This is a genomic window from Agrobacterium sp. ST15.13.013 (assembly GCF_027956525.1).
GTDB classification, from domain to species: Bacteria; Pseudomonadota; Alphaproteobacteria; order Rhizobiales; family Rhizobiaceae; genus Agrobacterium; species Agrobacterium salinitolerans.
In genome coordinates this window covers 48,170-61,009 of the sequence record NZ_JAQKGP010000010.1, presented here as the reverse complement: position 1 = coordinate 61,009, position 12,840 = coordinate 48,170, and the positions used below count along the sequence as shown (strand labels likewise).

The window sequence follows — 12,840 nt, the reverse complement described above, 5'->3', positions numbered from 1 at the left end:
GGCAGGCCTCCGGAAACATCAGGTTCGGTTTTTTTCGGTTCGCACGCGCGGTCGATCTGTTAAGCCGCCATTCAGACAGAAAGAGCGATAATTACACAAATTTCGCCGTCTCATGCAACCTTGCTAAAATAACTTGCCTTGAGGCCGAACAAACAACCGCTCGAAAAAGACGCTCGGACTGGATTGAAAATTTGACCTTGTTTCAGGTTTACACACGCGCGCTGCGCTATCTGACCGTTCATAAATGGCGGGTGACGGTGGTCGTCATCGCCAACGTCATTCTTGCAGCTATCACCATCGCCGAACCAGTTCTGTTCGGCCGGATCATCGACGCCATCTCTTCCGGCACAAATGTCGCGCCCATCCTCATTTTGTGGGCGGGTTTCGGTGTCTTCAACACTGTCGCTTATGTGGCTGTTGCCCGCGAGGCCGACAGGCTGGCCCATGGCCGGCGCGCGTCGCTTCTGACGGAAGCCTTCGGGCGCATCATCTCAATGCCGCTCTCCTGGCACCATCAGCGCGGCACCTCCAACGCCCTGCACACGCTTTTGCGCGCCAGCGAAACGCTGTTTGGCCTGTGGCTCGAATTCATGCGCACGCATCTGGCCACCTTCGTCGCACTGGTGCTGCTTGTGCCGACAGCCATGTCCATGGACCTGCGCCTCAGCTTCGTGCTGATCGGCCTCGGTATCGTTTATTGGTACATCGGCAAGTGGGTGATGAGCCGCACCAAAGACGGTCAGGCTTCGGTCGAAGAGCATTATCACAGCGTTTTTGCCCATGTCAGCGACTCCATCAGCAACGTGTCGGTGCTGCACAGCTACAACCGCATCGAGGCCGAAACGAAAGCGCTGAAATCTTTCACCGAAAAGCTGCTGAGCGCGCAATATCCTGTGCTGGACTGGTGGGCCTTCGCCAGTGCACTTAACCGCACGGCCTCCACCGTTTCGATGATGATCATCCTCGTCATCGGTACCATGCTGGTGAAGAACGGTGAGTTGCGCGTTGGCGATGTCATTGCCTTCATCGGTTTCGCGAATCTCCTGATCGGCCGTCTGGACCAGATGCGCCAATTCGTGACGCAGATTTTCGAAGCCCGCGCCAAGCTCGTGGATTTCTTCGTGCTGGAAGATTCCGTCAAGGAACGGGAAGAACCGGGCGATGCGCGCGAATTGTCGAATGTCTCCGGCACCGTGGAGTTCCGCAACATCAATTTCGGTTTCGCCAACACCAAGCAGGGCGTTCACGACGTTTCGTTCACGGCCAAGGCCGGCGAGACAGTCGCGATCGTCGGGCCGACGGGCGCTGGCAAGACCACGCTCATCAATCTCCTGCAGCGGGTCTACGACCCCGATTCCGGCCAGATACTCATCGATGGAACCGATATTTCGACGGTGACGAAAAATTCGCTCCGCAACTCCATCGCCACGGTGTTTCAGGATGCGGGCCTGCTGAACCGCTCCATTCGCGAAAACATCCGCCTCGGCCGTGAATCGGCCACCGATGCGGAAGTGGTGGAAGCAGCGGCGGCAGCAGCGGCGACGGATTTCATCGACAGCCGCATCAACGGCTATCTGACCCAGGTGGGTGAACGCGGCAACCGCCTGTCCGGCGGCGAGCGCCAGCGCATCGCCATTGCACGCGCCATCCTGAAAAACGCCCCCATTCTGGTTCTCGATGAGGCAACCAGTGCGCTGGACGTGGAAACCGAGGCCCGTGTGAAGGCCGCTGTGGATGCGCTGCGAAAGAATCGCACGACCTTTATCATCGCGCACCGCCTTTCCACGGTCCGCGATGCCGATCTCGTTCTTTTCCTCGATCAGGGCCGGATCATCGAGAAGGGCACCTTCGATGAACTGACCCAGCGCGGCGGTCGCTTCACCTCACTACTGCGCACCAGCGGCCTGCTAACGGAAGACGAAAACCAGCAACCCCGGCCAAAGGCTATTGCCTCCTAAGGGTCTGGCTGACGGAATGAAGACAGGGCGGACAGCATGTTGTCCGCCCTTTTTCTTTGTGCGCTTCCCGGCGACCCCGCCAGATCACAGGTCGCCTATCAAAGAATTCCGGTCAAGGAACTTGCCAGCCAGAAATCAATCTGCGCGCATGGGAGGACAGTTCCCAGAAAGGCAACGATAGCTGCGAGTTTGATCAGGAAAACTCCAAGCACCACGCCAAGCGTCATTCCGACGCTCGTCTTCCGTGGGCAGCGCGCCAGCCAACACGACAACGTTAACGAAAGAACGGTGAGCAACGCCAACAGCGCAAGTTCTGTGAAAGATGCGCTGAATTCCTGGATAATTCCCCTCCGACCGACCGACTATTTGTGACTGCTGCTTTCTCGAAAGGATTGACGAGACAGTCCGTACCGGACGATCCGGCACCGCGCCATCGAAGCCTTCGCCAATATGAGCCTGTCTCGGCGCTGCAGCACCTTCCAGCCAGTGCTGCGAAGGAAGCCCGGTGCCATGCCATGATCCGACCCATAAGCTGAGTCGGAGGTCAGGGTAGCCCCATAAAGATTCAGGCCCCCGCGTTACCACGGGAGCCTGAGTTTATAGGCGAACGGAGACCTGATCGTCTTAGTCGAAGGGAATCACCCGATCATCTGCCGACAGGACCTTGCCATCGACGGAAACGGAAACTGCCGCCGTATCTGCCTTGCGGCTGACGACGATGTCCTTTGCCTTCCCGTCGAGCGTGATCTTCACCGAGAAACCGCTCCAGTCCTCTGGCAGCGACGGCGAAATATGCAGCTCTCCGTTGGTGCGGGTGATGCCGAGAATACCCTCGACGGCCGCACGATAGAGCCAGCCGGCAGAACCCGTGTACCAGCTCCACCCGCCACGGCCGGCGTAGGCGCCTTCACCGTAGACATCCGCAGTCACCACATAGGGTTCGACCCGATAGGTTTCCGACGCCGCCGCATCGAGCGCATGATTGACGGGGTTGAGCAGCTGGAAGCAGTTCCATGCCTCCTGCGCACGACCTTGCTTGGCAAGCGCAAGAACCACCCAAGTCGCCGCATGGGTATATTGTCCGCCGTTTTCGCGCACACCCGGCGGATATCCCTTGATGTAGCCCGGATCATGCGGCGCACGCGAGAAGGGCGGCGTGAACAGCCGGATGATGCCGGTCTTTTCATCGACCAGATGCGACATGACCGCATCCATCGCCTGCTGCGACCGAGCCTCTTCGCCTTCGCCGGAGAGAACGCTCCAGCTCTGGCCGAGAGAATCGATCCGGCATTCCTCGCTTTCGGACGAGCCTAGCGGTGTGCCGTCATCGAAATAGCCGCGCCGGTAATAGCTGCCATCCCAACCCGCTGTTTCCAGCGCATTGCGCAGCCTTTCCCGATGCGACGACCATTTGGCGACGCGGTCAGTATCGCCACGCTTCTCGGCGATCTCGACGAAGTCTCGCAATGCGCCTGACAGGAACCAGCCGAGCCAGACGCTCGTGCCCTTGCCGCCAACGCCGACACGGTTCATGCCGTCGTTCCAGTCTCCGCCGAGGATCAGCGGCAGGCCGTTCTCCCCGGTACGGTGAATGGCGAGATCAAGCGCTAGCGCCGCATGTTCGTAAAGCGTGACGGACCTGTCGCTCGTCTCCGGCTGGAAGAAAGCATCGTGCTGGCCGGGCATCAATGCCGGGCCCTTCAGGAAGGGAATGCTCTCATCGAGGATGGCGACATCGCCCGTGGCTGAGACGTACTGGTTGATCGCATAAGCGAGCCAGACCACATCGTCCGAGATGGTCGTGCGGACACCGGCACCAGTCAGCGGCAGCCACCAGTGCTGTACATCGCCTTCCGGGAACTGGCGGCCAGCCGCGCGCAGGATCTGCTTGCGGGCAAGCTCCGGCTGGTAGAGCAGGAAGGCCAGCGTATCCTGCAACTGATCGCGGAAGCCGAAGGCGCCGCTCGACTGGTAGAAAGCCGTGCGCGCCAGAATGCGGCAGGCCAGCGCCTGATAGGGCAGCCAGTTATTGACCATGTGGTTGAAGCCCGCATCAGGCGTGGAAACCTGCAACTGGCCGGTAAAGCCCGTCCAGAATTCCTTGCTCGCGTCTAATACCGTCTGGAAGTCCGCCTGGCGGGCATCCTTCACCAGTACTTCGGCCTCTTCCGCATTGTCGGCATCGCCGAGAATGAAGGTCATGTGCCGTTCTTCGCCGGGCTTCAGGTGGATTTCCTGCATCAGTGCCGCGCAGGGATCGCCATCGACCTCGGTGGTGCCACTTAGCGCCGCACCGGACACGATGCCCTGCGGCGCCTGTGCCGAACCGAAACGACCGATGAATTCCCGGCGGCTGGTGGTAAAGCCGCTTGCCTCGCTATCGAGTGTCAGGAACGAAGTGCGGGCGCTATAGTCGATGCTGTAGGGATTCGACGCGAAGATCGCGTTGCTGCCCGCATCATGCCTGCTCAGGATGAACGGCGCGGATTTCTGGCCGTTATTGCCGAGCACCCACTCGACATAGGCATAGACCTTGAGACGGCGGCTTTTCGAACCCTTGTTGCGCACGATGACCTGCGAGAACTTGACCGGTTTTTCACGGTCAACGGTCTGCGTCAGCTCGACTTCGAGCGTATCCGCCACGCCGGTCAGGATCGAATAACCGAGACCATGGCGAGTTTCGAACATGGCTGCAGGATCGCGCGACAAGGCGGCACAGGGCGTATAGAGCTTTCCTGTTTCCACATCGGCGACATAGAAGGCCTCGCCCGGCCGGTTGATAACAGGGTCATTGATCCAGGGCGTCAACTGGTAGTCACGCGAATTGCGGCTCCAGCTGAAACCGGCGCCTTCGGCCGAAATATGGAAGCCGAAACTCTCGTTCGAGATAACGTTGATCCATGGATGCGGCGTGGACTGCCCGCCATTCAGACGCACCACATATTCCTGGCCGGTTTTGGCAAAGCCGCCGAAACCATTCCAGAAATCGAGATCGCCGGCGTCCTCGACCGGTTCCGTAACAGGGAAGGCCGGGACCGGCAGACGGGCCTGTGCCGCGTCACTCGTGCCATCCGGGCCGCGATGGGCCGCAAACAGCGAGACTGCGCGGTTGATCTGGTCAACGATCTTGCCGTTGCGAACATGCAGCACGACACGCGACGCGGCGAGAAGCGCATTCCATGTTTCCTCGTCCATCAGGTCGCGGCGTACCGAGAAGACATGTGGGCGTCCGCCATCGGCAGGATTGATACGACGCTGCGCCTCGGAGATATGATCGAGCGCATGCTGCATGTCCTGGGCATAGGACGCAGCGCGTTCGTTGACGATGACGAGATCGAAGATCACGCCGCGTGAACGCAGATATTCGTGGGCGCTCAGCGCCTCACGGGCGATATCCATGTCCATGTCGTCGTTGATGCGCAGGCTGAAGATCGGGAAATCGCCCGAAATGGCAAGCGGCCACAGAGAGCGCTGCGAGGCGAGGCCTGTTTTCAGCGTTTCCGAATCCGCACGCAGATGCATGTCGGGATAGGTCAGATAACGGCCGAGATGTTGGAAGGCGGCCGCCTGCTGCGAGGTGACACCCACATGGCGCATCTGCACCTGCGTGCGTGTCCAGGCATGCACGAGTTCATGGGCGAAAGCGTCCGGATGACGATAGCGATCGATCGCCTTGTCGACTTCCTCGCGGCTTGGCGCGGCAATCGTCCAGAAGATCACGCTCACCTTCTTGCCGGCCGGCACGCGCACGGTGCGCCGAAGGGAGAGGATCGGATCGAGCGTGAAACCGTCGGTGCTGGAGAGCGTTGCACCGGCATCGAAAGCCGCGGCTTCGCGCAGCGACCGTCCGCGACCGATGAACTTGGCGCGATCCGTTTCGAATTCCGTCGGGCGCGACGGGCCGGCATTGTCGGCGGCCAGATGCGCGATGACGGTGCCAGGCTCGTTCGGGCTGCGACGGTTGCGCCAGGCGCGGATGACGTCGCCGCGGCGGCCGATTTCCGTCTGCACAAACATGCGCGAGAAGAGCGGATGAGCGTTGTCATCATCCTCAGACGCGATGACCGGCTCCATATAGGATGTCACTTCGATGTAGCGATCCTCGGAACCGACGTTCAGCAGGGTGATACGGCGGCCTTCGGCATCATGCTCAGTGGCGACGATGCATTCGACAACACTCTGCAGATCGCCTGTTGTCTTGTGGAACTCGGCCTTGTCATCGGTAAAGATCGTCTTGGTCTTTTCACCCTCGATGACACGCGGCTCCGCCGTCGCACTCCACCATTGTCCATTGGTGGTATCGCGCAGGAAGATGAAGGTGCCCCATCGATCGTCTGTCGGATCCGCCTTCCAGCGGGAAATCGCCTGTCCGTTCCACTTCGAATAACCCGCACCCGTCGAGGTGAGCATCGTCGAATAATGGCCGTTCGAGAGGAACACCACTTCGCGGTCGCGCACCGCCGGATCGGCAATGGAGCGCACTTCCGCACGCAACAGGTCGGCCTGTTCCTTGCCGGGGGTTTCCGGCTCGTATTTGGCGCTCATGACGGGCACTTCGCGTGGCGCCTTTTCCTGCAACAGCAGTTCGGCCGCCTCGATCACCGGATCGGAATGGAAGAGTTCGCGCAGCACGCCGTCGAAAGCGACGTTGGCGACGGCCGCAATCGACATGCCGTGGTGGTGAGCATAATAGTTATAGACCACCGCACAGACCTTGCCGTCCGGTACGCGCGTCGGCGTGAAATCCACCGCATCATGGAAACCATATTGTCCAAGCGCGCCCAGCTTGCGCAGCTTGTCGAGGTTTTCGAGTGCACCGTCGGGATCGTACTGGCTGGCGAGGATCGACGCATAAGGCGCGATCACCGCATTCTGGCCGAGACCACGCTTGAGGCCAAGGGTCGGTACACCGAAGTTGGTGTACTGGTAGTTCATGTTGTGATCGCGGGCGTTGAACGCCGCTTCGGAAATGCCCCATGGCGTGCCGAGACGGCGGCCGTGGTTCATCTGTTCCTTGACGATCAGATTGTTGGTCTGGTTGAGAATGCCGCCCTGACGCTCCTGCATGACGAGCGGAGGCATCAGATATTCGAACATCGAACCCGACCACGACACCAACGCGCCCTGCGCACCGATTGGCACGACCTGACGGCCAAGACGATACCAGTGTTCCGTCGGCAGATCGCCTTTTGCGATGGCAAACAGGCTGGTCAGGCGGCATTCGGAAGCCAGAAGGTCGTAGCAGGCCTCGTCGAGCTCCTTGCTTTCGACGCGGTAACCGATCGACAGAAGACGGCGATCCTTGCGGTAAAGGAACGTGAAATCCATCGAGAAGGCGAGGTTGCGGCTGCGGTCGCGCAGCGATGCGAGACGCTGTCGCAGCGGCTCCATGTTGGTGAGGTCGATGGCGCTGTCTGAAATATGCGCCTCGCAGCAATCGACGAGCAATTGCGCCCAGCGCGTCACTTCCGCGCTCTGCGCGGATTTCACCTCGTGATCGACGTTGGTGGCGAGTTTCTGGATATCACGCGCAAGAACCGCGAGATTGATGACACGGATCGAGGCGAATTCATGCTCGCGCTTGACGGACGCAAGGGCGTTCGAGAAGCCGATGATGCGCTCTTCAAGCCGGCGATGCAGCGGTCGCAGGTTCTTGCGATCGTCCGGCAATGCCTTCAGCGTTTCGCGCAGAATGCCGGCAAGATCACCAATACCGTCCAGATTACCCTGAAGATGCGCGGACGGCGCCTCCGCCCAATCGCGGCAGGCGGACGAAACCGCAATCAGATGGCCGGCGAGGTTGCCGCTATCCACTGCCGAAACATAACGCGGCCCAAGCGTCTGCAAGGTGTCGGTATGATACCAGTTGTAGAGATGGCCGCGATACTTCTCCATCTTCTCGACGGTCTGGATCGTGTTCTCGATCCGCTCCAGCGTATCGGCAAAGCTGATCCAGCCGAACTGGCGCGCCGAAATGATGGAAAGCAGATAGACGCCGATATTGGTGGGAGAGGTACGCGAAGCGACAATCGGCTCCGGCGTTTCCTGGAAGTTGTCCGGCGGCAGGTGATTTTCCTGCGCTGTCACGAAGGTCTCGTAATAACGCCAGGTGCGACGCGCGATCTTGCGAAGTTCGAAGGAGACATGCTCCGAAACGAACAATCGGTCTTCGGTTTCAGCAGACTGGCTGACATACCAGGCGACGGCCGGGGACAGAACCCAAAGAAGCGTAAAAGGGATACCGATCAGGAAGGCGTTGTCGCCCGGCAGCGACGCAAACAACAGCCCCAGCATGGCCACGACAGGCGCATGCCACATCTGGCGGTAATAATCGACGATGCCGCCCTGTGCGCTCGACTGCATGCTGGCGGCGGTGCGCCATTCCAGCATCAGCTTGTGGCTGACGAGCAGGCGGTACAGCGAACGTGCAATCGCATCCGTCATCATGCAGGCGGCATCGGCGATGAAGACGATGCGCAGCGCAACCTGTGCGTTGGTGGCGCGGATTTCGGACCAGATGGTGTGGAAATGCGCCTGTGGCACGATATCGGTGGAGCGCGGCACGAGTCCGGACAGCAAGGAAAGCGTGGGCGCGACGAACAGCGAGAAGATCAGCAGAATCTGCCAGATCAGCGCACCGAGCGGATCCATGAAATACCAGCCGAGGATCGAGGCGAAGAACCAGGCGATCGGCGTCAGCGAGCGACGCAGATTGTCGACCATCTTCCAGCGGCCGATGGCGGTAACGCCACGGGCACGGTCAAGGATGAAGGGAAGCAGCTGCCAGTCGCCACGCGCCCAGCGATGCTGGCGCGAGACTTCAACCTCGTAGCGGGTCGGGAAATCCTCGACCAGCTCCACATCGGTCACCAGCGCGCAGCGCGCGAAGGAACCTTCGAGCAGATCGTGGCTGAGGATGGAATTCTCCTCGATCCGGCCCTTCAGCGCCGCTTCGAAGGCGTCCACATCGTAAAGACCCTTGCCGGTGAAAGTGCCTTCGGAAGTCAGGTCTTGATAGACGTCGGAAACGGTGAAGACATAAGGGTCGATACCGCGATTGATCGAGAAGACGCGCTGGAAGACGGAGGCGTCCTTGCCCGTCGTCAGCGAGGGCGTCACACGCGGCTGCAGCAGACCGTAGCCTTCGACAACTCGTCCGGATTCCGGATCGATCCTCGGGCGGTTGATCGGATGGTGCATCTTGCCGACGAGCTTGGTCACCGCATCGCGCATCAGGCGCGTGTCGGCATCCAGCGTCATGACATATTTGACATCGGTCGGCACGATGTTCGCACCGCCAAGGAAAGTCGTATCCTTGTCGCCGCGCAGCAGCATGTTCAGCTCATGCAGCTTGCCGCGCTTTCGCTCCCAGCCCATCCAGCAGCCTTCGGCCGGATTGTAGAGGCGGCGGCGGTGCAGCAGGTAGAAGCGCGTCTTGCCGTCAAAGGCATAACGGCTGTTCAGCGCCGCAAGCTCGCGCTTGGCATAATCGAGAATTTCGAGATCGTCGTCGGACTGTTCATATTGCGCATCACGCCAGTCGCCCACCAGCGAGAAGTAGATCTCGCCATGCGGATTGGCGAGATAATGCACCTCGATATTGCGCATCATCTCGTCGACGCTATCGCGGCTGGTCAGCATGCAGGGCACGGCAACCAATGTGCGGGCATCCTGCGGGATGCCATTCTTGAACTCGTATCCGACAAGCCGGAACGGTTTCACGAAGAAAGTGACGAGCGTGTTGAAGAGGCCGGTTGCGCCTTCGGATGCGGGCAATGCGAACATCAGCAGGAAGGCGGTCACAACATACCAGGGCATACCGGCTTGCGCCAGGAACCAGCCGACGGCGAGCATGGCGAGCGCGGTGATCAGCAGCACCGGCGCCGCAATCGCGAGCCAGTTGAACTTGCGCATGGCCCGGACAATATGCTGCGACACCAGGGGCCGGTACCCCAAAGCCTTTTCGAGTTCGAAGCGGCGCTGGCCCACAAGCACGGAGCCGACATTGACGCGATGGGTTTCATCCGCACCGGCCGGCGTCTCCGAACGCGCCATTTCGACAGCGGCGCGCGCAACCTCGACTTCGGTCTTGGGTGAGCGACGCGCCAGAAGCTCGATTGTATTGCGGTAGGTGTTGCGTGAACCGAAATCGAGAACCTCGTAGTCGGTCTCTTCGCGCAGGACCTTGTCGATGTGGCTGACTTCCTCGAACCACACCGACCATTCGGTGTCGTCGATTTCACGCAGGCTCTTAACGATGTTGCCCATCGTCACATTGCCGGATGCTAAGCGATTATGTTCCGACATCATGATGTTTTCGGCGTCGGTACCGGCAGCATGAAGACGCTCTTCAAGCCAGGCAACGGCAAAACCTGAGGTTTGCGAGCCGTTCCTCAGACGATAAAGGAACTGCGTCGCGAAAGTCGGGTCGTCGACCAGCGAATCGACCTGCTTGAGAAGCGCTGCCGAGGCTTCCGCATCGTTGAGGCGAATGATTTCATCGACGACTTCATTCGCCTTCTGGCGCATGCGACGCGAACGTTCCACACGGATGGAAATGCGGCGAAGATTTTCGATGAGCACAAAACGGATGATCGACGGCAGAGCCCACAATTCGCCGATCTGCAGCGTCTTTGACGTCTGGTAGCCATCCACCAGCGCCGTCATGTTCTCGCGCGAAACCGTGCTGTGGGTATGGGCGACATAAAGCCAGCCGAGCGCCACAACCCGCGGGACAGTCACCCCGCCAACCGTCATCGTCGGCAGCTGGCGATAGAACTTGCGCGGAAAATCGCGACGGACTTCCTGGATCGCCTCTTCGATGACGTAATGGTTGTCGAGCAGCCATTCCGCCGCCGGCGTTATTGTCGCGCCATTTTCCGCATCGACGGCAGTCGTACGATAGACCCTGAGGATTTCCTTCTCGTTCTCGCGGTGACGCTCGAAGAAATCGAACTCCATGAAGCCGGGAAGGCTGTCGGCGCCATCGCGCGAAAGCGCGGCGCCCGCATCATGCAGTTCCTCGACCGTCATATAGGACGCGCGGATCGAATCGTTGTGATCGATCTGCTTCGTCTCTGAATCACGGGCGGCGGCGGTCGGGGTAATATGAAATGACATCGGGCTCGTATTCTGAACTTTATGGAAACTGGTTCAACTTGACCGGCAATTCGTCCGTGGCGGGAACACACACGAAAATCGGGCCACGCTATATTTATGACTTATCCTGAACCTTCGGTGAACCGGACCAGACGCTGTGCGGAACGGATCGTCAAGCGCATAACATCCGCAGGCACATCATGCTGCAGCGTCATTATTCCGGGATGTGTGCGAAGCTGGAGATCGACGCGGACGGGGCGCTTTCGATGAAGAGAAGAAAGCGGCGTCGTTCGGCCCGGCATTGCCGTTCCGACCGGATTTCGCACCCTCCCCGATGGCGAAAATTGTTGGCGCAACGTCCGATAATCCCCCGTTGACAACCTGAAAGGCAACACGAACCGAGAAGGTCCGCGCCACATCCGAAAGAAGCTAATGCCCCAGGACGTCAATAGTTCCATGCCACCTGTCGCGGCACGATGCAAGCGCTGAATTTCAGCGCGTTTCAGGGCAGGCCACGCCCCTTACGCATGGTTGCATATGCTGCTATGTCATTTGCAAAAGGCGCCGGAAAAACGGCCGAACCCGGGACTTTAAAAAATGACCAAACAGACCGCAAATCTCGTATCCTTTGCCAATCATATGGCGGATGTGGTGGCCATTCGCCGCCACCTGCACCGCAATCCCGAAATCGGCCTTTCGGAGTTCAAGACGTCGGATTTTATTGCCGAACAGTTGGCCGCGCTGGGCTATGAGGTTACGCGGGGGCTGGCCGGAACGGGTGTCGTTGCTACCCTGCGCAATGGCGACAGCACCCGCACGCTCGGCATCCGCGCCGATATCGACGCCCTGCCGATCCACGAGGAAACCGGGGTGGATTATGCGAGCGCCAATCAGGGCGTAATGCACGCCTGCGGCCATGACGGCCACACCGCCATGCTGCTCGGCGCGGCGAAGATCATCGCGGAGCGTAAAAATTTCAACGGAACCCTGCATCTGATTTTCCAGCCCGCGGAAGAGAATTTCGGCGGCGCCCGCATCATGATCGAGGACGGGCTGTTCGAACGTTTTCCCTGCGATGCGGTTTTTGCCCTGCATAACGATCCCGGTGTGCCCTTCGGGCAATTCGTGCTGCGTGACGGGCCGATCCTTGCCGCCGTCGACGAGTGCAAGATTACCGTCAACGGCTACGGCGGCCACGGCGCCGAACCCCAGGATGCAGCCGACCCCATCGTTGCCGGCGCAAGCATCATCATGGCGCTGCAAACCGTGGTGTCACGCAACATCCATCCACAATTATCGGCGGTCGTCACGGTTGGCGCGTTCCATGCCGGTGCTGCCAGCAATGTCATTCCCGAAACGGCGGAAATGCTGCTGACCATCCGCTCCTTCGATCCGGGCGTGCGCGACGAGCTGGAAAAGCGCATCCGGGCGATAGCCGAAGGCCAGGCCGCCAGCTACGGCATGAGCGTCACCATCGACTATGAGCGCGGATATAACGCAACGATCAACCACAAGACGGAAACGGACTATGTCGCCGATCTCGCCCGGCGTTTTGCCGGGGCTGACAAGGTGGCGCAGATGCAGCGGCCGTCGATGGGTGCGGAAGACTTCGCCTATATGCTGGAGAAACGGCCCGGCTGTTATTTCTTCCTCGGCACCGCCCGCACCGATAACGACCCGCCGCTGCATCATCCGAAATTCGATTTCAACGACGATATCCTGCCGATCGGAACCGCATTCTGGGTCGATCTGGCGGAAGATTACCTGAAGGCGTGAATGGGCA

Annotated in this window: 4 protein-coding genes; 2 read left to right on the top strand and 2 right to left on the bottom strand. The window is 59.9% G+C overall.

Annotation, left to right across the window (positions count from 1 at the left end; all coding sequences use genetic code 11):
* The first annotated feature begins 191 nt into the window (after positions 1-191).
* Positions 192-1,958, top strand: a complete 1,767-nt coding sequence (locus PL597_RS12145) for a glucan ABC transporter ATP-binding protein/ permease (protein WP_077985439.1) — start codon at positions 192-194, stop codon at positions 1,956-1,958.
* A gap of 98 nt (positions 1,959-2,056) precedes the next feature.
* On the opposite strand, the gene PL597_RS12140 is transcribed toward PL597_RS12145, so the two are convergent.
* A complete protein-coding gene (locus tag PL597_RS12140) occupies positions 2,057-2,185 on the bottom strand; it encodes a hypothetical protein (RefSeq protein WP_269824805.1) in 129 nt (42 codons plus the stop codon).
* Positions 2,186-2,582: 397 nt separating this feature from the next.
* Complete coding sequence (locus tag PL597_RS12135) at positions 2,583-11,078, bottom strand: GH36-type glycosyl hydrolase domain-containing protein (protein ID WP_271365240.1); 8,496 nt, start codon at positions 11,076-11,078, stop codon at positions 2,583-2,585.
* 576 nt (positions 11,079-11,654) lie between these two features.
* Between PL597_RS12135 and PL597_RS12130 the strand changes: the two genes are divergently transcribed.
* Positions 11,655-12,833: a M20 aminoacylase family protein gene (locus PL597_RS12130; RefSeq protein WP_271365239.1), complete on the top strand. Its 1,179-nt coding sequence runs from the start codon at positions 11,655-11,657 to the stop codon at positions 12,831-12,833.
* The last annotated feature ends 7 nt before the right edge of the window (positions 12,834-12,840 follow it).